Source organism: Paenibacillus sp. FSL R10-2796 (assembly GCF_037965315.1).
GTDB classification, from domain to species: Bacteria; Bacillota; Bacilli; order Paenibacillales; family Paenibacillaceae; genus Paenibacillus_AQ; species Paenibacillus_AQ odorifer.
This window is the reverse complement of sequence record NZ_CP150178.1, coordinates 5,797,487-5,817,829: the sequence shown is the minus strand read 5'-3', so window position 1 is coordinate 5,817,829 and position 20,343 is coordinate 5,797,487. Positions and strand designations below refer to the sequence as shown.

14 protein-coding genes, 8 tRNA genes and 2 rRNA genes are annotated in these 20,343 nt (G+C 41.8%); 20 read left to right on the top strand and 4 right to left on the bottom strand.

The features are described from left to right. Position 1 precedes the first annotated feature (1 nt). From NST58_RS26065 to NST58_RS26020, 10 genes are all read left to right on the top strand, one after another. Positions 2 to 2,923, top strand: a 23S ribosomal RNA gene (locus tag NST58_RS26065). Between the two features lie 146 nt (positions 2,924 to 3,069). Then, positions 3,070 to 3,186 (top strand): 5S ribosomal RNA (gene rrf / locus NST58_RS26060). Positions 3,187 to 3,805: 619 nt separating this feature from the next. Beyond that, positions 3,806 to 3,880, top strand: a tRNA-Glu gene (locus NST58_RS26055). 89 nt (positions 3,881 to 3,969) lie between these two features. After that, positions 3,970 to 4,045 (top strand) — tRNA-Val (locus tag NST58_RS26050). Positions 4,046 to 4,134: 89 nt separating this feature from the next. After that, a tRNA-Met gene (locus tag NST58_RS26045) sits at positions 4,135 to 4,211 on the top strand. Between the two features lie 25 nt (positions 4,212 to 4,236). Then, a tRNA-Asp gene (locus NST58_RS26040) sits at positions 4,237 to 4,314 on the top strand. A 14-nt stretch (positions 4,315 to 4,328) separates the two neighbouring features. Next, positions 4,329 to 4,401 (top strand) — tRNA-Lys (locus NST58_RS26035). Positions 4,402 to 4,437: 36 nt separating this feature from the next. Next, positions 4,438 to 4,512, top strand: a tRNA-Gly gene (locus NST58_RS26030). A 10-nt stretch (positions 4,513 to 4,522) separates the two neighbouring features. Beyond that, positions 4,523 to 4,599, top strand: a tRNA-Arg gene (locus tag NST58_RS26025). Between the two features lie 19 nt (positions 4,600 to 4,618). Beyond that, a tRNA-Leu gene (locus tag NST58_RS26020) sits at positions 4,619 to 4,697 on the top strand. Positions 4,698 to 5,196: 499 nt separating this feature from the next. On the opposite strand, the gene NST58_RS26015 is transcribed toward NST58_RS26020, so the two are convergent. Then, a complete protein-coding gene (locus NST58_RS26015) occupies positions 5,197 to 5,361 on the bottom strand; it encodes a hypothetical protein (RefSeq protein WP_139331146.1) in 165 nt (54 codons plus the stop codon). 262 nt (positions 5,362 to 5,623) lie between these two features. Further along, the gene (locus NST58_RS26010) at positions 5,624 to 5,911 is read right to left on the bottom strand and encodes a transposase (RefSeq protein ID WP_339244607.1); all 288 of its coding nucleotides are present in this window, start codon (positions 5,909 to 5,911) and stop codon (positions 5,624 to 5,626) included. 458 nt (positions 5,912 to 6,369) lie between these two features. Here NST58_RS26010 and NST58_RS26005 point away from each other — a divergent pair, with 458 nt between their 5' ends. The 5 genes from NST58_RS26005 (at position 6,370) to NST58_RS25985 (ending at position 11,485) form a co-directional block, all read left to right on the top strand. Beyond that, complete coding sequence (locus tag NST58_RS26005; protein WP_036687472.1) at positions 6,370 to 7,038, top strand: hypothetical protein; 669 nt, start codon at positions 6,370 to 6,372, stop codon at positions 7,036 to 7,038. Further along, positions 7,028 to 7,891, top strand: coding sequence for an ABC transporter ATP-binding protein (locus NST58_RS26000; protein ID WP_076220372.1), 864 nt, complete (start codon positions 7,028 to 7,030; stop codon positions 7,889 to 7,891). The genes NST58_RS26005 and NST58_RS26000 overlap by 11 nt, the downstream gene beginning before the upstream one ends. Then, positions 7,884 to 9,092: a hypothetical protein gene (locus NST58_RS25995; RefSeq protein ID WP_339244603.1), complete on the top strand. Its 1,209-nt coding sequence runs from the start codon at positions 7,884 to 7,886 to the stop codon at positions 9,090 to 9,092. The genes NST58_RS26000 and NST58_RS25995 overlap by 8 nt, the downstream gene beginning before the upstream one ends. Before the next feature lie 18 nt (positions 9,093 to 9,110). Beyond that, a complete protein-coding gene (locus NST58_RS25990) occupies positions 9,111 to 10,256 on the top strand; it encodes a hypothetical protein (protein ID WP_076220373.1) in 1,146 nt (381 codons plus the stop codon). A gap of 71 nt (positions 10,257 to 10,327) precedes the next feature. After that, entirely contained in the window at positions 10,328 to 11,485 is a 1,158-nt protein-coding gene (locus NST58_RS25985; protein ID WP_339244600.1) for a hypothetical protein, read from the top strand. 207 nt (positions 11,486 to 11,692) lie between these two features. On the opposite strand, the gene NST58_RS25980 is transcribed toward NST58_RS25985, so the two are convergent. After that, on the bottom strand, positions 11,693 to 11,962 hold the full coding sequence (locus NST58_RS25980) for an AAA family ATPase (protein WP_254849021.1): 270 nt from the start codon (positions 11,960 to 11,962) through the stop codon (positions 11,693 to 11,695). 726 nt (positions 11,963 to 12,688) lie between these two features. On the opposite strand from NST58_RS25980, the gene NST58_RS25975 reads away from it, so the two are divergent. The 5 genes from NST58_RS25975 to NST58_RS25955 all read left to right on the top strand — a co-directional run bounded on the left by NST58_RS25975 (position 12,689) and on the right by NST58_RS25955 (position 19,268). Further along, positions 12,689 to 14,674 carry an AraC family transcriptional regulator gene (locus tag NST58_RS25975; RefSeq protein WP_339244597.1) on the top strand — a complete coding sequence of 662 codons (1,986 nt, stop codon included), beginning with the start codon at positions 12,689 to 12,691 and terminating at the stop codon, positions 14,672 to 14,674. Then, positions 14,661 to 15,710, top strand: a complete 1,050-nt coding sequence (locus NST58_RS25970) for an iron ABC transporter permease (RefSeq protein WP_339244595.1) — start codon at positions 14,661 to 14,663, stop codon at positions 15,708 to 15,710. Before NST58_RS25975 ends, NST58_RS25970 begins: the two co-directional genes overlap by 14 nt. Next, positions 15,707 to 16,714 (top strand): iron ABC transporter permease, encoded by a 1,008-nt coding sequence (locus NST58_RS25965; RefSeq protein WP_339244591.1) that lies wholly within the window; start codon positions 15,707 to 15,709, stop codon positions 16,712 to 16,714. The genes NST58_RS25970 and NST58_RS25965 overlap by 4 nt, the downstream gene beginning before the upstream one ends. 344 nt (positions 16,715 to 17,058) lie before the next feature. Further along, the gene (locus NST58_RS25960) at positions 17,059 to 17,448 is read left to right on the top strand and encodes a BlaI/MecI/CopY family transcriptional regulator (RefSeq protein ID WP_036687483.1); all 390 of its coding nucleotides are present in this window, start codon (positions 17,059 to 17,061) and stop codon (positions 17,446 to 17,448) included. 2 nt (positions 17,449 to 17,450) lie between these two features. Continuing rightward, positions 17,451 to 19,268 carry a M56 family metallopeptidase gene (locus NST58_RS25955; protein WP_339244588.1) on the top strand — a complete coding sequence of 606 codons (1,818 nt, stop codon included), beginning with the start codon at positions 17,451 to 17,453 and terminating at the stop codon, positions 19,266 to 19,268. 364 nt (positions 19,269 to 19,632) lie between these two features. Here NST58_RS25955 and NST58_RS25950 read toward each other — a convergent pair whose 3' ends face one another. After that, entirely contained in the window at positions 19,633 to 20,262 is a 630-nt protein-coding gene (locus NST58_RS25950) for a glycoside hydrolase domain-containing protein (RefSeq protein WP_339244585.1), read from the bottom strand. Positions 20,263 to 20,343: the final 81 nt, after the last annotated feature.

Below are 20,343 nucleotides of genomic sequence, written 5' to 3'. Positions count from 1 at the left end.
AGGTTAAGCTAATAAGAGCACACGGAGGATGCCTAGGCGCCAGGAGCCGACGAAGGACGTGGCGAACAACGAAACTGCCTCGGGGAGCTGTAAGCAAGCTTTGATCCGGGGGTGTCCGAATGGGGAAACCCAGCTGTGGTAATTCGCAGTTACTCATTTCTGAATACATAGGAAATGTAGAGGCAGACCAGGGGAACTGAAACATCTAAGTACCCTGAGGAAGAGAAAACAATAGTGATTCCGTCAGTAGCGGCGAGCGAACGCGGAACAGCCTAAACCTAAGAGCTTGCTCTTAGGGGTTGTGGGACGTCTCACATGGAGTTACAAAGGAATATGGTAGGTGAAGAGGTCTGGAAAGGCCCGCGATAGAGGTAAAAGCCCTGTAACCTAAACTGTGTTCTCTCCGAGACGGATCCCGAGTAGTGCGGGGCACGTGAAACCCCGTATGAATCCAGCAGGACCATCTGCTAAGGCTAAATACTACCTGGCGACCGATAGTGAAACAGTACCGTGAGGGAAAGGTGAAAAGCACCCCGGAAGGGGAGTGAAATAGAACCTGAAACCGTGTGCTTACAAAAAGTCAGAGCCCTATTAATGGGTGATGGCGTGCCTTTTGTAGAATGAACCGGCGAGTTACGTTTAACATGCAAGGTTAAGCCGAGAAGGTGGAGCCGCAGCGAAAGCGAGTCTGAATAGGGCGAATTAGTATGTGGACGTAGACCCGAAACCGTGTGATCTACCCCTGTCCAGGGTGAAGGTGCGGTAACACGCACTGGAGGCCCGAACCCACGTACGTTGAAAAGTGCGGGGATGAGGTGGGGGTAGCGGAGAAATTCCAATCGAACTCGGAGATAGCTGGTTCTCCCCGAAATAGCTTTAGGGCTAGCCTCGGTATAAGAGTAGTGGAGGTAGAGCACTGATTGGGTGCGGGGTCCGCAAGGATTACCAAGCTCAGTCAAACTCCGAATGCCATATACTTATTGCCGGGAGTCAGACAGTGAGTGCTAAGATCCATTGTCAAAAGGGAAACAGCCCAGACCATCAGCTAAGGTCCCCAAGTGTGTGTTAAGTGGGAAAGGATGTGGAGTTGCACAGACAACCAGGATGTTGGCTTAGAAGCAGCCACCATTGAAAGAGTGCGTAATAGCTCACTGGTCGAGTGACTCTGCGCCGAAAATGTAACGGGGCTAAACACACCACCGAAGCTATGGCTAGATACGTATGTATCTGGGGTAGGGGAGCGTTGTGTAGGGGTTGAAGGTGTACTGAAAAGAGCGCTGGACACTACACAGTGAGAATGCCGGTATGAGTAACGAAAAGATCAGTGAGAATCTGATCCGCCGAAAGCCCAAGGTTTCCTGAGGAAGGCTCGTCCGCTCAGGGTAAGTCGGGACCTAAGGCGAGGCCGAAAGGCGTAGTCGAAGGACAACAGTTTGAAATTACTGTACCACCGTAATCCGCTATGAGCGATGGGGTGACGCAGGAGGGTAGTGACGCGGACTGATGGATGTCCGTCTAAGCAGTGAGGCTGATGTGTAGGCAAATCCGCACATCGATAAGGCTGGGCTGTGATGGGGAGCGAAAATTGTAGTAGCGAAGGTCATGATCTCACACTGCCAAGAAAAGCCTCTAGCCAGGAGAAGGTGCCCGTACCGCAAACCGACACAGGTAGGCGAGAAGAGAATTCTAAGGCGCGCGGAAGAACTCTCGTTAAGGAACTCGGCAAAATGACCCCGTAACTTCGGGAGAAGGGGTGCCCCGGTAGTGTGAATAGCACGAGGGGGCCGCAGTGAAAAGGCCCAAGCGACTGTTTAGCAAAAACACAGGTCTGTGCGAAGCCGCAAGGCGAAGTATACGGGCTGACGCCTGCCCGGTGCTGGAAGGTTAAGGGGAGTGGTTAGGGGTAACCCGAAGCTATGAACCGAAGCCCCAGTAAACGGCGGCCGTAACTATAACGGTCCTAAGGTAGCGAAATTCCTTGTCAGGTAAATTCTGACCCGCACGAATGGCGTAACGACTTGGGCGCTGTCTCAACGAGAGATCCGGTGAAATTTTAATACCTGTGAAGATGCAGGTTACCCGCGACAAGACGGAAAGACCCCATGGAGCTTTACTGCAGCTTGATATTGAATTTGGGTACGATCTGTACAGGATAGGTGGGAGCCGTAGAAATCGGAGCGCAAGCTTCGGTGGAGGCGCCGTTGGGATACCACCCTGATCGTATCTAGGTTCTAACCTAGTACCCTTATCGGGTACGGGGACCGTGTCAGGCGGGCAGTTTGACTGGGGCGGTCGCCTCAAGAGTAACGGAGGCGTTCCAAGGTTCCCTCAGAATGGTTGGAAATCATTCGCAGAGTGCAAAGGCATAAGGGAGCTTGACTGCGAGACCTACAAGTCGAGCAGGGACGAAAGTCGGACTTAGTGATCCGGTGGTACCGCATGGAAGGGCCATCGCTCAACGGATAAAAGCTACCCTGGGGATAACAGGCTTATCTCCCCCAAGAGTCCACATCGACGGGGAGGTTTGGCACCTCGATGTCGGCTCATCGCATCCTGGGGCTGAAGTAGGTCCCAAGGGTTGGGCTGTTCGCCCATTAAAGCGGTACGCGAGCTGGGTTCAGAACGTCGTGAGACAGTTCGGTCCCTATCTGTCGTGGGCGCAGGAAATTTGAGAGGAGCTGTCCTTAGTACGAGAGGACCGGGATGGACGTACCGCTGGTGCACCAGTTGTTCCGCCAGGAGCATGGCTGGGTAGCTACGTACGGACGGGATAAGCGCTGAAAGCATCTAAGCGTGAAGCCCCCTCAAGATGAGATTTCCCAATTAGTAAGACCCCTTGAAGACGACGAGGTAGATAGGTTGGAGGTGGAAGTGCAGCAATGCATGGAGCTGACCAATACTAATCGGTCGAGGGCTTATCCTATAGTTAGAATGCAGATTCGTTTCGGATTCAGTTTTCAGGCATCAAGCTCAGATTTATATAGTCCAAGTGACTGTGTGATGATGAATTTGTTTTCAGCATTTGGCGATGCTGAGACCTGAATAATGCATTTGTACCGCAAATGCCCGTTTGGTGGCGATAGCGGAGGGGTTCCACGCGTACCCATCCCGAACACGACCGTTAAGCCCTCCAGCGCCGATGGTACTTGGACCGAAGGGTCCTGGGAGAGTAGGACGTTGCCAAGCACGCAAGACCACTGTTGAGTATTCGACAGTGGTCTTTTTGTTGTACGATGTTTAGCAGTTTATTATAAGGATAGGCAATCACTGTGAAGTGGTTTTTGAATGAAAATTAGTTCATGGAGGCAAATGATCATGATTATATGGATCAATGGTGCTTTTGGTCCAGGGAAGACAGAAACCGCAAATGAAATTTATCGAAGAAAAACATAGCTAGCGAATATGATGGAATAATTATCGTACCTATGACCCTAGTGAATCCGGATTATTGCAGGGAAATCATCAGCAAGTTAATTGATGGAGGTATAGAGCTTTATCATTTTAGTTTGTGTGCCTGCCGAGAGACCTTGCTTAAGAGATTAAGCATTAGAGTGAAGGAAAAGACTCTTGGGCTGCTCAGCAGATCGACAGGTGCATCAGAGGGCTTGATCACGAGGTATTTAAGCAGCATCTAGACACGAATGATAGAACTATAGGTGAAATCGTTGAGATAATAGCTCAAAAGCTTCATATCAATCTATTACCTAGGGAAGAGTAAAAAGAAAAATAATTAGTTTAGGTATTGCTATACTTAATAATACATGATATAATCTTTTTTGTTGTCAAAACAATTTGTTTTTAAAACGGCCCGTTGGTCAAGGGGTTAAGACACCTCCCTTTCACGGAGGTAACATGGGTTCGAATCCCATACGGGTCACCATTTCTTCTTGAAACAGCTTCAGACTTCTAGAAAAAAAGGTTGCATTACAGATTTGATTATGTTATGATAATTAAGTTGCTTCTTTACATGGAGGCTTAGCTCAGCTGGGAGAGCATCTGCCTTACAAGCAGAGGGTCGGGGGTTCGATCCCCTCAGCCTCCACCATAACACATCCCCAAAAGTGAAGTTAATGCTTCACTGAGGATTCTGGATACTTTCCGGGGGATCCAAGGGAATTAATACTTTTTTACTGACGCGGGGTGGAGCAGCCCGGTAGCTCGTCGGGCTCATAACCCGAAGGTCGCAGGTTCAAATCCTGCCCCCGCAACCAATTTTCATTAAGCAATTATTCTTCTGGAACCGTGGTGTAGTTGGCCTAACATGCCTGCCTGTCACGCAGGAGACCGCGGGTTCGAATCCCGTCGGTTCCGCCATTTTCTTGCTTTATGAGCCATTAGCTCAGTTGGTAGAGCACCTGACTTTTAATCAGGGTGTCGAAGGTTCGAGTCCTTCATGGCTCACTTCTTTAGTGAGTCGGACATCAATACATACCGTGTGCGGACGTGGCTCAGCGGTAGAGCATCGCCTTGCCAAGGCGAGGGTCGCGGGTTCGATTCCCGTCGTCCGCTCCATATAAATTTTGCGCCCTTAGCTCAGCTGGATAGAGCGTTTGACTACGAATCAAAAGGCCGGGAGTTCGAATCTCTCAGGGCGCGCCATATTTTAACTTAATACTTTGCCGGTGTGGCGGAATGGCAGACGCGCTCGACTCAAAATCGAGAGGGAAACCGTGGAGGTTCGAGTCCTCTCACCGGTATATCGAAAAAACTTGTAAGATTGCTTTCAGCAATTTTACAAGTTTTTTTATTTTCTGAGTATTGGTCATACCCCTGTCAAGTAGACAAATGAAAAAAGCTATGCTGCCAGCGCGCACCGATAGTTTTGCTTGAAAGCGGTGATATTTCCGCTCTTGAATTACACTGTTTGAGGTACAACTCCTCTGTTTTGAGATGCGAAAAGAAGGATTCGAAACATGCATTATCTAGGGAGGTAGCTTTGCGAGAGTGCTGCCTTTAATGCCGAATACCTCTAATCCTGTATTGTATGCCTGAGACGTGTATTGGAAGCCCTGAACCGAATGGAGCACGGCTTCCAATGTACGTCTCTTTTTCTTGTCCACTTCGTAACCGTATCCAACACGAGTTGAACATCGTTACGTTCTGACAATTGCAAAGTGACAATCTCGTTGTTGAATAGATCTTGTATGACGGATAAGTAATGAAAGTTAGTTCCGTCCGAAATATAGGTAATATCCGTTACCATTTTTTGCTGTGGTGCTGTGGTGCTGTGGCATGAAATTTACGTTTTAAGCGATTCGGGAAAACGATAGAAAGGGTATAACTAGACTGTCTTCGATTCTTTCGAATGATAGATTTGATCGATAGTTCTTTCATGATTCGCCATACTTTCTTGTGATTCACGTTGAAGCCTGCCTCCTACATGGCAGTCGAAATGCGAGGATAGCCTAAATCTGGATGCGAAAAATGAATGGCCATCATGTGTTCCTTGATCTCTTGATTTTTGTCATTCCTGGCTCTGACGCTTAGGCTATGTAGCTAGCCATTTGTAGTAACTGGTCCGTGATATCCCTGCAATCGCTATGAGGTCTGTAATATGATGCGGGTAGCGTAGTTCTCTCGCTGCCTGGGAGCTTCTCCTTTATTAGATTTGGATACCGCTTTTTTAAATATCCACCTGCGCTTTCAGGTAGTCACTTTCTTGTTCGACACTACCAAAGGACGTGCGAGAGCGACCTTTCCTAGGATTCATCTCTTTTTCCTCATTTTTACGTTCATCGAAAGAATCTCCGTTTTTCCATTTTCTCACCCAAACCTTCAATTGCGTGCAACTACGGATACCTTGTTGTTCAGCTATGATCGTATAGCTAGATGATCCATCTAAGTAGGTTCTAACCGCCTTTAATTTAAATGCTTCTGTATACATCTGAAATGTTTGTCCTTTTTTCGCCATAAAAATATCCCCTCCAAGTGTTACTCGAATCTCCATGATAACATGTAGTTTTTTTCGAGTGTCTACTTGAAGGGGATAATACCACTGTTCAATAAAACGGAAGTTTTATTTGTTCTTGTTCTCTTTATCTTTTCAATTACCGATTTTTTCGGATGAAGCTGTTCAATTTTTTATAGTGATGCGAAATGGTCATACAAAAAATTCGGCTACAGACTGATTCCAAGATCTATCATTCAGGAGATTTTACTCATAATACCATTGACAACCATTTGTTAATAAAAATTTAAGATCTACACACCTAGATTTTTAAGGTGTTCAATCTATAATTTGTACCAAGAAGAATAGGTATAAAATGGAAGTTGAGAAAATTGGTGATAAATTAAAGTTATACGAAAGATTAAGTCAGTTGAAATAAACGATAAAATGTAGAATTACATATAAAAAATGGAGGTGTCTTAGTGAAAAAAATCTTAATGTTTGTATTAACTATAACCATTTTGATTGGAGGAAGCCTCTACTTCCAAAATCAAAGCAGCTACTCAGAATATGCAAGCATACAGGATGATAAAACCATCTCAGAGGATTTAATTACCTTAGATAATAATCCGAAGGATGTAAAGTCAGAGAATAAGAATCCGGGCAATGAGGAATCTCCAAAGGATGCAACGCTAGATGATAAAAGGACTTTTGAGGATATTGCTTTGGACAAACGTCTTGATGAAGGGAGGAAAAAAAATGAAAGAACTTATCGGGAGCAAGGAAGAAAAGAGTCTTCAATTAGGCCAACAATAGAAGTTCCATCTCTTTCTATCGAGGATATAACAGGCATCTACAAAACAGTTGATGCATACATGAGAGAAAATTCAGATCGGTTTCCCGAACCAGCGGACAATGGCACTAGGGGAAACACTGATGATCCGAGAATCCAAAATATTCTATACAAGGAAGAAAAAACAGGTATCATAGCAGGATTCGAAAATGAAAATCTGTTCGCATGGGAAGTGAAAAAGCTGGACGGAGAATATACCAACCTCCTGTTAGGTAGAAAGTCTACGGGAGAAGAATGGCAAGTTCTCTCGGAAGGAGACGTATATCAATTGAGAGAGGAAATTAGCGATGGAAATTAAAGCGGAGAATTTAACAAGAACATTTGGAATGAAACGGGCAATCAGTGAACTAAATTTTACATTGCCTGAAGGTGTGTATGGGCTTTTGGGAGATAATGGGGCAGGGAAAAGCACCTTGATGAGAATCCTTGTGGCAATTGACCATCAAACTAGTGGTAAGGTTACCTTTAACGGCAAGGATATCTTCCATATGAACGACGACTACCGGAATCTTGTGGGATATATTCCCCAGGATTTCGAGGTTTATTCCGCGTTTACAGCAACAGAATATCTGGAATATATGGGAGCACTGAAGGGGTTGTCAAAAAAAGAACTGATGCACAAAGTTCCAGAGGTATTACAGTTTGTCAACCTGGAGAATGTTGCTAATAAAAAGGTCAAAACCTTTTCCGGAGGGATGAAAAGGCGGGTGGGCATTGCCCAAGCCATTATTAACGATCCGAAGATATTAATTTTTGACGAGCCCACCGCTGGGCTTGACCCCCATGAGCGAATCCGTTTTTCAAACATCATAAGCGAAATGGGACAGGACAAGATCATCTTGTTTTCTACCCACATTATTTCGGATATCGAAGCAATTACCACCAATGTGATCATCCTAAATCAGGGGAAAATTAAAGAGCAAGGTAATGTGCAAAAGATGTTATCCGGGATTAAAGGAAAAGTATTTACTGAGGAGATGGACAGAGAGCGACTGGCCTCCTTTAAAAAGGAGCACCTGATCGTACGGATCCGGCAGGAAGAAAACGTTGTTAATGTCCGTTACTTGGGAGAAAAGGAATCAGGCGCAATCGTATGCGAGCCCACGCTGGAAGATTACTACATCTACTTAGGGAGTGGGAGCCATGCGTAATTTCATTCCATTAGAACTGAAAAAAATATTAAATAAAAATACAGTAATTATCAGCCTACTCTTTCTCACTATTATTCTGATCCCCTGGATTCAAACCGCCAAGAGTATAGATGTCTTGGATGATGAGGGAACCATACATAGCGATCTTGGAGGCTGGAAAATTTTAAGGGAGCGCACGGTTGAGGGCACGATGACGACGGATTATTTATTACAAATGAAACAAAACTACGAAAACAGCGTGGACAAACCTTATATTGAAGGCGAAGTAGATACAGATCGCAAGTTGGGAAAAAGATTAACTTTTCCTCACGATGCGCTGAACTGGGAACTGAACTTTCCATATATAAAGTACCGTGTTCTCGATAACAGCTTAAATTTAACGGATGAGCAGCTCTCCAATTTTTATGTAGATTGGAAGGGCAGTTTTACCGAATATTTATCCACTGAACAAAATCTATTTCCTTATACAGAGAAACAAATCGAAATCATATCCCAGAAAATGCAAAAAGTACCCACCCCATTTTTATTCAAATACGATAGTGGCTGGGAGTACCTGAAAATAGGTTTATTAAATACGATCTACCTTTTCTTTATGTTCTTGGCCTTTATCCTATGCGAAGGATTCTCCAAAAACAGCAGCAAAGGAATTGACAAGGTGACCTTATCCACCAAGGAGAGCAGGAGGAGGCTGCTCAGCTACAAGCTTGGTGCCGCTTGTGTGTTTTCTACGATAGCCTATTTTGTGTATATTGCGATCATACTGCTATTTATTACCGCAGTGTATACGCTGCACGGCTGGGACTCTTCGGTTCAAATCGGAACAATTACATTTTATTCTATGAATCAGCTTCAAGAGGGGTTACTCTATATTTCCATGGGATACTTTTCCACACTTGTCGTGACGCATCTTATCCTGTTTTTGTCCGTGGTTTTTAAAAGAGGGAAACTGGTATTAGCACTTTCACTGATTTATTTTTATCTCGTAAATACTTATCAGATGGGGAGGGGGGCGCTGATTGAAAAAGTGATGGTCTTCATGCCCCAGAACTTTATCAATAATCTTATAGGCATAGAGAAATTATATTTTGTGGGTAATACTGTATTTCCTTATGTTTTTGTCGCCCTGTTTCTGGGTACTGTGTACATTCTCTTATCTCGAATCGGTATCTCTATATGGATGAGAAGATATTATTTACAGTAGAGGAAGGTAGGTGAAATCATGAGCTATTTATCAAAAGTAAACAGAAGTAAAATCCTAAACATAAACATATTCGGTTTTTTGTTGGCATTGTTTCTGATACTTACCTTTTACAACTTAGACACCATCAAAACAGGTTATTTAAATCAGGCAAGATATGAGGTAACAGATGGGACGGAATACCGGTATTTCTATCAACCGGAGGTATTGGATGAAGTTGAGATTAATAAAATTTTGGAAAAATACAGAGAACTTAGCCTACCAGAAGACAGGAATAAAGCGGATGTTGCAGATTTGCCAGCCTTGGATATAATTATCCAAGTGTATGGCTGGAACTGGACTGGAATACGGGATGTCTCAGCAGAACAATTTTATCAGGACAGGGCAGACATCATCAAAAGTGCACAGAAGGAAGCGGGGAGTTCTAGGGAAGGAATCAGCAACGGGAATTTTGCAGCGGCTTCTCTCTCCGAACCTATCCGGATGGGTTATGCCGAGGGATGGAAGAACGTTAACTCAGGGATGAGCCAGTGTGTTTTTATTGTCCTGGTTCTCATTTCCATTCTACTGGTCCCAATTTTTAATGAAGACGAGACCTTGGGCGTGGACGGACTGGTCAAATCCACGAGGTTTGGAAAACGTAAGCTGAGTAGGATACGGATTATCAACGCCTTCCAGCTCTCTTTATTGCTTTATCTGACGGCGGTAGCGATTTACATTACGCCTATATTCTTTATGTACGGTTTACAAGGAGCGGATTTGCCTATACAAAGTAGTCCACAATTTTTTTTATCAATGGTTGCGGTGAATTATTTCGAGCAGTTTTTAATCAACCTGGTTATTGGATATGTGGCAATCTCACTGATGACAGGGATTACTTTATTGATCAGCGTATTAGTCACACAGATTTATACTGGCTACGCCCTGTTACTATTCACCATAGCCATATCTTACGCCATTCAGATGAGCGAGGTATTCTTTCTGAAACATTATGTGGGCAATTTTCTGCCCATGCAAATAGCCAAGTTCAATAGCTATTACACAAGTTTTGAACCCTATGGAGGTATTTCTAGAATTATTGCCGTTCCTTCCATTACTGTTGCAGTTTTATTTATACTCCTACTATTTTTGCCAAGATGGATTAATAAAATGAGGTTTACTTCTTAGATTGAGCATTACGCATAAAGTTAAAACACATCAAGGATAAAAAAATGAAGTGAAGTTCGGAAAGAAGGTAGATGATGTATTCATTTTTTATTTTATGCGAAGCTGGATCAGAAAAAGATGGTATTAGCAACAACGGTTTAGCTCACGTTCTAGAGCACTTTGTTATACTGGCGATGCTCAAAGATTTTTTCACAGAGAAAGAAAGTAATTTGAGAGGACAAACAAGTTACTGCTATTGCTTATATAGTTGGAGCAATGCGAAGTACCAAGTAGGTTTAAACCTTATCTTTGAATTTGAAAACTATGTGAGGAGGATATTAGATAATAAAAATGAATATTATGACTTAATGTTAATGGCCATTAGAGAGGTCGAGGAAGAAATACTATCGAAACACAATGAGGTGGCAAAGATCAATGTAATGATTCATTTTTTAAATAAAGATATTGTTTCTCGACCAATAGGCCTACTTGAGGACGTAAAAAGTTTGAACGTTGACCAATTATTTGAGACTTTAAGTAGTATTTATGTAGCAGGAAATTTAAGATATTTCATTTTTAATCATGAAAAAAATGAGTTTGTTATTTCTGACTTGCCTCAAAAAACAAAGCGAAAAGGTTGTGTGGAAAAGCAAGAATTCCATGACAAAGAACTGGAACGGATAGCATCTAATTTAAATATAGATGTACAAATATTTAAATTATTTTGTAATAGTGATAAAAAAGTTGCACTTTCTAGTACTTATTTTTCTAAGATTTTTAACAAAGAACAAACGATTCTCAATGAATTGTACTTGATAAGTATTTGCAAATTATTAGATAAAGCTTATGGTGTCAAAAATAACTGTAAATTTGAAATTATATTTTTTAGTAATGAGGACTCTACTAGAATTTACTATATATTTGAATTAACGAGCAGCAATGATATTTACGAGACTCCAAATAAGATAACCATAGATGTGGAACAGATAATAAATTTCATGCTTGAAAGTGTAAATTTCCACGAGTTAAAAGAGGAGTTAAGGATAAATGTATACAGTAATAGATTTAGTCCAATAAGTCGAAGTGAATGCGAAGCAGAGATATTGAATAAAGTTTACTTTAATAATTTTCAAGTAATAAAAGATTATGAAGATTTTGCTGATATTTTACGGAATGTTACGATTGATAAATTCAAAGGATTCTTGTATTTTGCGTTAGGGGAGATAGATGACTTAATTATTTTTGAATAACGTAAAAGACAGGCCGACAGTTTTCCTCGCTTTGGAGTCTAGAGTCCATTTTCATTGATCAAAATAAACTTGCCGGATGACTGACTTCTATGATACACCACACTTTCACTAGACGAATGGTTTCATTATATAAATTGGTACGGGTGTAGCACCTGGTCATCAAGTCGCCCTCAATGCGAATATGTGGATTGATTCGCTTCTTTACCTTCACAATGATCTGAGCAGTTGAGTGCTACCAAAGCATTGATATTGAGTAAGCCAAGTGTTGCTAGGAATCAGGTCAATGTTACCTTGAGAATGAATGCACTCATCGGGCGATGGAAGCGGTTCGTCCGTCATCATCGCGTTCTTGATGTTGAACATAGAGTAAGGGAGTTTATCAGGTTGTTCGATACCAAAGTACATCGTTAGATTCCCTTGAGGATCAAAATCAATCAGTAATATCTTTTTTCCTTCATTATATAAGGCGTAAGCCAGGTTATAAGCGGTGGTGGTTTTACCTGTACTGCCTTTTTGATTAGCGATAGTGTTTTACTGTTGTTTTGCTCATATCAATTCCCCTCCCTGAAGCCAAAGCTTCGATATTATCTGTCAATGATAGGGAGCGGGCTGATCTGTTATAGTTCTCTCCGAGTTCTCTCATTTGTGCAAAAGCGACTACTATTTGAGAAGATTCCCGGAAGCCTTGCGGCGTTTAAATCTAACGAAAGAACCTGCAAAAAAACTTGATCTTACAAGGATTTTCGCGGGCTTTAGATTCCTTTTCTTTGACTTAGTTTCTGCTATCTTCCCGATAGCATGAGCGACTCAAAATCGAGAGGGAATCCGTGGAGGTTCGAGTCCTCTCACCGGTACCAACTAAATCAACTCAAAGTTCATTAGATACTATATCTGATGAACTTTTTTGTTTGTTTTTTTACAATTCAGTTCATGCCTGTGCCGGAAAACTTTTGATACATCCTTCAAGTGTGAATAAGAAATTGTACTTAGTGGTACTGAGGAAGATTAATGTAAGCGGATATGTGAATGAGATAGAGGCATTCCTGAGGAAGCTCCATTTCGAAAGCTATAAGCAATCATGATACTAAACAGCGATTGACAAAATAGAGGAACTACCTAATACTAATTGATAATCATTATCATTTATTGTGAAATATAATTAATTCAAATAGATTGTGGAGCAGATCGGAGTGTATTGCAAAGATGAGGCTGGAAGATCATATTTTCGCATGGAATTATGCCGCTGTTAAAGTACTTGATATTCGACATGCTGTGATGAAGCCTGGGGACAAGCTGCAAGGCTATGTATTACCAGCATGTGGATTTATCTACTGTGTGCGGGGTACGGCCAGCTTGAATCTCAACGGCATAGATTACGACGCAGACCGTCACTTTATTGTGCATGGTGGCAAGGGCATGAGACTAAGTATAGAGACAGGGAAGTTGTTTCAATACTATTTATTATTCTATAGAGCCTCCTTGCCAGGAAGAAAGGATTTAGCAAGACTTTTAGAACGCAGCAATCCATTTCGGATGCAGTATAGCTTCGAATCTTTGGAGCCATTACCACTGCACTATCAACTAATGGCAATGGAACAACTTTGGGCACAAGGAAGCCAATTGGAAAGAATTCAAGTTAAAGGCTTGTTCTATCAGTTTATACATGAATTATTAAAGCAGTTCACAAAGGATGGAATTAACCTCAGGCAACCGGATGTCATTGGGCAGGTTGTCCGTTATATTGAGGAGCATTATCGTCATAATTTATCACTAGAATCTATAGCGGAGCAATTTAATTATAGCCCTCGTCATCTATCAACCCGCTTTAAAGGGGAGACGGGGTTTAGCTTAATTGAATATTTGATACGATTCCGGCTTAAACATGCAGAAGAGCTATTACGATGTACCGATGCTCCACTTCGCGAAATTGCAGAAGAAGTTGGATATAGCGATGTATATTACTTCAGTCGTATGTTCAGTAAATACAATGGTCAATCTCCCATCCGGTTCCGCAAGGAAAGCAGGCAGGTGAGCTCATCGGACAATCGTCCATTTACCACCGCCAAATTCTCCATTGGCGAGCACATATCCTCCCGATATAATGTTATTGAGTATGATAATCATTATCATTACTATTACCAAAATGAAATAACCGGAGGGTCTTCACCTATGAGATTAACAAAGACGTCAAGTTTTATTGTAGCGATGCTGCTTAGCTTTACCTTGCTTTTAAGTGCATGTGGATCTGCAAGCGTTGGTTCTAATGCCACGAATTCTAATGGATCCAAAGCTTCTGAAGTTACATCATCACCAGCAAATAATTCAATTGCAGCTGACAATGTCAATAAGGAGGCTCAGACAAGAACTATCTCTACAATAAAGGGAGATATTGTTGTTCCAGCTAATCCAAAGAGGGTTGTCGTGTTATACCTTCAAGGGGATCTTGTGGCCCTCGGCATTAAGCCAGTAGGTACTTCGAGTGTTTTTGAAGGAGCGGCCTTTGCAGAAGAGCTGGGGGGGATTGAAGATCTAGGTTCATGGTATGAGCCTAATCCAGAGGCTATTATGGCAGTAAAGCCGGACTTGATCATAGCTGCTTCTGAAGAAACTTACGAAATCCTTAAGGATATTGCACCGACCGTTCCAATTCCCTATGAAAAAATGGCGACGGATGAACGTGTAATGAAGATTGGCGAGGTATTTGGCAAGGAGCAGGAGGCACAAGCTCTACTAGATAATTTCCACGAGAAGTTGGAGAAGAGCAAGCAGCAGCTTGATGAACTTGGAATTTTGGATAAGACAGTAACCATTATCGAAGGCGGCAAAAAAGAGATGGCGGTGATCGATAGCAAGCTTTATGGAAGGGGCTCTCAGATCATTTATGAATATTTAGGGCTAAAAGCACCAGAGATTCTTCAGAAAAAGATTGATGGCAGAGAGAAGGCTACTGGAGGGTTTGTTTCCTTAGAGGTGTTACCTGAGTATATAGGAGACTTCGTGTTCCGCTCTGTATGGGATGGGGCTGATGATTTGTCGGACAATCCAATTTGGAACAGCATTCCAGCAATCAAAGAAGGTAGATTGATCGAAATCGGGTTTGATTTTTCATATTATTCCGATATCTACTCTCTTGATAAGCAGCTAGATTTTGTAGTTGAGAAGCTAGTGTCAGCGTATGAAAAAAAATAGAAAGCTAGATGATAGAACAACCGTTATCCCTGATTTAAGAGGGAAATCGTATTTCGGTCTGTTTCTACTCCTAGGGATACTGCTGCTGCTGCTTTCAGTAGCAGCTTCTATCTCATTTGGCTCTGCTTCTATGAGCCTGAAGATGGCATGGACAGCGATTTTTAATTTTGATCCTGAACTGACCGAGCATCAGATTATTCATGCCCTTCGAATTCCGCGTACAGCAGCTGATATTATTGCGGGTATGTGTCTCGCGGTAGCAGGAGCGGTTATGCAGGGCTATACGCGAAATCCCTTAGCAGATTCCGGATTAATGGGAGTAAATGCAGGAGCAGCTCTTGCAATGGCCGTTACACTGGTTTTTCTTCCAGGGCAACTGCAGACAACAACCTTGCTGGTTAGCTTTATTGGCGCAGGACTTGGAGCAGGATTAACGTACCTTGCCGCTTCATTGAATCGTTCAGGAATGACACCTCAACGACTGGTGCTAGCTGGAATATCAATTACAATGCTATTTGGAGCTGTGGGGTCATTTATCTCATTAAACTATGGAATTGGTCGTGCCCTTGCTTATTGGACTTCGGGTAGTGTGGCTGGAGCAACATGGGTGGAAATTAGGCTAGTTATACCTTGGTTCTTAGGTGGACTGGCTTTGTCACTATTCATTTCACGCTCTATCACTGTTTTAAACTTGGGAGAAGAGATCGCGAAAGGCTTCGGGCAACGGATCGTTCTCGTTAAGATGATAGCTATGCTAGCGGTCCTTTTACTTGCGGGTGTAGCTGTTGCACTTGTAGGGCCAATCGGCTTTGTAGGGTTGATTATTCCGCATATTATGCGTTTTTTTGTAGGTGTAGATTATCGTTATATTATTCCGGCATCAGCCATTTACGGCGGTGCACTTATGGTTGTAGCGGATATCGCAGGAAGGCTGATTAATCGTCCGGCAGAGACAGCACTGGGCATTATTTTTGCAATGATTGGTGTTCCTTTCTTCTTGCTAATTGCGAGCAAAGAGAGGAGAGCCTTCAAATGAATGTTGTTAAATCGCATAAGGCTACAATATGGATTCTATCTCTCATAATACTGCTTATTGCAGGAGCTATTCTTAGTCTTAATATGGGAAAGGTGTCCCTCAATCCACTTGAAGTATTTCAAGTATTGCTTGGACAAGGTCCAGAGGAGCATAATCTTGTTGTTTATAAGTTTCGTCTTCCTCGGATCGTATTAGCGATACTTGTTGGATTTGGGATGGCACTGGCAGGTGCAGTTATGCAGGCTTTGCTGCGCAATGATCTGGCTGATCCCGGCATGCTTGGTATTAGCTCAGGTTCAGGTCTTATGGTGTTGCTGATTATCTCAACGGTAAGCATTCAAGGCGCCGCTATAACATTATTACTGCCGTCTATGGCATTCTTAGGTGGTCTGCTGGCAGCAGCTCTGATCTATGTTCTAGCCTATAGAAAACGTCGTATGATTTCTTCTACACGACTTGTCTTGACTGGTGTTGCGATCAATATGGGGTTTAGTGCGCTGTCGCTATTCCTGACTTTAAAGCTTGATGACCAGAAGTATGAGTTTGCGCAGCGTTGGCAAGCAGGATATTTATGGGGGGACAAGTGGTCTTATATCAGCTTGTTGGCACCTTGGGTATTGCTGCTATTCGCATATATTCTTTCTAATTTCAGGACATTGAACGTCTTGGTGCTAGGCAACGAAATTTCGATAGGATTAGGTGTTGCTGTAAAGAAGAAATTTTTGTGCTTGGCAATTGCGGCTGTAGGCATAGCTTCTGGCTGTGTAGCGCTCGGGGGCTCGATCTTCTTTATTGGATTGATTAGTCCGCATGTGGCTCGCAAGCTGGTAGGTCACGACTACAAAGTTCTTCTACCTACTTCAGCGCTTATTGGTGCGCTATTGCTGCTTGTAGCGGATACGATTGCTCGAACGGTCAGCTTTAAGTCAGATATTCCCGCAGGAATTATTGTAACAATGCTGAGTGTGCCTTACTTCCTATATCTATTGATGCGTTCAAAATAAATATCGATAGGTTCCATTCCTCTCACCGGTATACTAAAAAGGTCTATAAAATTGCTTAATAAGCGATTTTATAGACCTTTTTCATTTTCAGAGCTTATTGAATTTCTAATAGGAGCATTAGGTTTTCCTCTACTACTACTTCTGAATTACCCTATTTCCAAAGTTCTAGTGTATACCGTTAGCTTCGCATTCGATGATTTAGCATTGATACTATAAAGTGCAAACCTTTTCCTACTTTTCAACGTCTCTAATTTATAGAAACAAAAGAAAAGATGACTTGCATTTTATTTATACAGTTGTATAATAGAAGCAGTTATACAACTGTATAATATGGAGGTTGATTCATGATTAATGAAATTAAGAAGCTACCTGATGCAGAGTTAGAAATTATGCTTGTCATTTGGAAAACTGGGAATCCAGTGAGTTCTTCCTACATATCGAATCAATTACGTAATAAACGAAATTGGGCTTTGGCTACTTTAATGACGGTACTTTCGCGACTCGTTGATAAGGGATTTCTGTATTGTGAAAAGGAGGGACGGAGCAATAGTTATCGTGCAGCCATCTCAGAAACGGATTATAAGGAATGTGAAGGGAAATCTACTCTTGAAAAACTATTCGGTAATTCTATTCAAGATATGGTGATGTCGCTGTACAATGGCAAGGCTATCGATAAAAATGATCTTGCAGAACTGCGTGAAATGCTTGACCGGGTAGAAAGAGAGGATTCCTGATAATGACCAGCCTTTTTTTGGATTTTTTAATAATTTCAGTAACGACAAGTCTAATGATTTTCATTTTAATGTTCTTGTCTCCATGGTTAAGCAAAAACTATTCGGCAAAATGGAAATATTGGATATGGATGATTTTGACTATACGCTTGCTACTTCCATTTAACATTTCGTTTGCCAATAATGTCGTACGGATTCCGCTTCCTGATAGCTCAAAGATAAGTACAGTGTTTCAAGACATTCCTTCCAACAGCATACAAATTGATATGTCAGGGATTTCTCATCCTGTTCAGCAGGCCGCATCGTTAAATCATATACCATCTCTTATGGACATCTTAACTTGGCTCTGGTTTTCCGGGTTCGTACTTTTTTTGCTTTATCATTTTACCAGTTACTACTTTTTCAGAAAACAGTCTCTTCGTTGGAGTAATTCTCTTTTAAGTGACCAGATGGTATTGAAAATAAACCAAGTTTATAAAGAAATGAAAATGAAATTATCCATCACCGTTTTAATTAGTGAAAAGGTTCCAAATCCAATGTTAGTTGGTTTTTACAAGCCGATTCTCTTCTTGCCGCATGATCAATATAACGATGAAGAGCTTGAATTTATCTTCAAGCATGAGTTAGTTCATTATAAGAGACATGACATTATATACAAGATACTCCTCTTAATTGTACATGCAATTCATTGGTTTAATCCTTTCGTGTGGTTCATGGTACGCCAAGCAGGACGTGAAATTGAAATTTACTGTGATGAGACGGTAGTGGGTACACGAAGCTTATCTTACCGTAAAAAATATTGTGAGGCTATCTTATCTGTCATGCAGAATTCGGATCCCCGCTTTTTGGCTTTATCAACTAACTTTTCAGGAGGGGGAATTTCTATGAAAGAGCGATTTATATCTATTCTTAATACGAAGAAAAAACGAAACGGCATCACTCTATTTTATACCGTCCTGCTTTTGATCGGGGTAATCAGCGTGTTGGCGGCGTGCACTAATATAAAAGGCAGCGAATTCATCAAACCCGGCACGATCTATTCCATTGGCTTTGATGGGGAGCAAGTTGTTGTTAATGATGCTGGCAATTCGTACTCCATAGATGCAGAGGGGAACGTTTCTGTTTCATATCGGAATGGAGATGTTAAAGCAAATGTGCCATTAAAATTGGATACGACCGGAGGGGTTCTGGGAATGGGGCAAGAGAACACCGGTTATTTTATATCCGAGGATAAAACAGCTATTGTTTATGGTTTTGCAGATGGAAAATCATTGCCGCTGCATGTTTTAATCAGTAATGATAAGGGACAGACATGGAATGACTATCCTATTCCTGGAGCAATGGGATATGAAACAAAATTTATCGGTTTCACGAATAAAAATGATGGTTGGCTGGTCAGTGGTGCTTCACAAGGAGTTGGGAGTGCGCTGAATTACGTATATCAAACCTCTGACGGAGGTAAGACGTGGAAAGAGATAGGCAATCCAAATGATATATATTCGGAACATTTGACCGGCGTGGGGTTTTCTAGTTCGGATATCGGGTTTTTAGGGTACAGATATTATATGGATGAGGGTCCTGTAATTTATTGGACCAAAGATCAGGGGCAAACTTGGGAAAGGCTTGCTGTATCGCTTCCAGAAAAGTTTGATAAATATAAAAAAAATCCCCTTTCTCCTATCTTTAATAGAAAGGAAGGACTGTTCCCTATCTCGTTAATTGATCAAGATACCGGTGTGGCAGGAACTATATATCTTACCAGTAAAGATGAAGGAATCACTTGGGTTTATGATGAAGCTTATGATAAGCTTCTAAATCCTTAAAAAAAGCGGCCATTGGAATGGCCGCTTTTTGATTGTCCAATGGGATCTCAGATAATGGGAAAATAGATACGATGAATACTAATTCCCGAACTAAAGTCAAAAAGGCTTCTATCCTAAAGTATGCCTAAGGATAGAAGCCTATGAGAGAAATATTCGAAAAGAGTATTAGCGAATTGTAAGGGATCCAATTTTGCAACGTTCATTGATTAAAAAATAACATGAATCCAATGAATTAATATGTTGTGTTACAGATGCAACTTCTTATAGGATATTATAAGGTATCTAGCGGTACATGCAGCAGTGAGAAAATTCGGAGGCTAAAGGATCCCTTCTATTTGTTTCTCAATTTGAATAAAATAGGTTACTATTTCCAACCCCCTCCTCCATGAGAAGATGACTCTACGTAATCAATCTTAATCTGACCGTTGCCTGAGCCAAGCGTGGTGTTAAAATTATATTGAGTTAAGTTCCAATCATTGAAAGTCCCTGCCCAGCTATTATCGACGATAAAAGTATAACGTGTCGTAGCTGAGAAGGAGCCGCGGATGTAGGCACAAACAGCTCTTGAACCGTAGATTCCCACTTTATAACCGTTAGGATTTTGAGTGCTGCTGTTTAGAACTGACATTATCCCTTGGAAATAAGGCACAACATTTCCAGTAATTTGAGTAGTGGTCATATCGCGATCCACGGCGAAATAAATCGGAGTGGCATTCGTTTGTCCGAAGTCATTTGCCAATTCTACAGCATCTTTCGCATCACTAACACCCTGTGCATTCGTAAAGTAACTGACAGTTGTTCCACCTTTGTTTTCATAAAGGGATACTATGAACAGCCCAGCATTAGAAATTCGTGTAATCTCAGCATCTGTAAGCCCGTCATGAGAACCTTCTACACGGTTCAGGTATCGTCCAACAAATGTAAAGTTATTATTTTGAAGTGTCATCAATCTTGCTGAAGTAACGTTTGTTGCAGTATCACAACCCAGTGCCAATGTGGTTTCCTTCTTTCAAATTATTAGATAGATTTCTTTAAACTGCATTCATAAGACCTCTATGAGAAAGATTGGCGCCAA

What these genes read in the sequence shown, in the direction of transcription:
- NST58_RS26010 (WP_339244607.1), bottom strand. Translation starts at nt 5,911, where the DNA reads ATGGCGAAAAAAGGACAAACATTTCAGATGTATACAGAAGCATTTAAA.
- NST58_RS26000 (WP_076220372.1), top strand. Translation starts at nt 7,028, where the DNA reads ATGGAAATTAAAGCGGAGAATTTAACAAGAACATTTGGAATGAAACGG.
- NST58_RS25995 (WP_339244603.1), top strand. Translation starts at nt 7,884, where the DNA reads ATGCGTAATTTCATTCCATTAGAACTGAAAAAAATATTAAATAAAAAT.
- NST58_RS25990 (WP_076220373.1), top strand. Translation starts at nt 9,111, where the DNA reads ATGAGCTATTTATCAAAAGTAAACAGAAGTAAAATCCTAAACATAAAC.
- NST58_RS25985 (WP_339244600.1), top strand. Translation starts at nt 10,328, where the DNA reads ATGATGTATTCATTTTTTATTTTATGCGAAGCTGGATCAGAAAAAGAT.
- NST58_RS25975 (WP_339244597.1), top strand. Translation starts at nt 12,689, where the DNA reads ATGAGGCTGGAAGATCATATTTTCGCATGGAATTATGCCGCTGTTAAA.
- NST58_RS25970 (WP_339244595.1), top strand. Translation starts at nt 14,661, where the DNA reads ATGAAAAAAAATAGAAAGCTAGATGATAGAACAACCGTTATCCCTGAT.
- NST58_RS25965 (WP_339244591.1), top strand. Translation starts at nt 15,707, where the DNA reads ATGAATGTTGTTAAATCGCATAAGGCTACAATATGGATTCTATCTCTC.
- NST58_RS25960 (WP_036687483.1), top strand. Translation starts at nt 17,059, where the DNA reads ATGATTAATGAAATTAAGAAGCTACCTGATGCAGAGTTAGAAATTATG.
- NST58_RS25955 (WP_339244588.1), top strand. Translation starts at nt 17,451, where the DNA reads ATGACCAGCCTTTTTTTGGATTTTTTAATAATTTCAGTAACGACAAGT.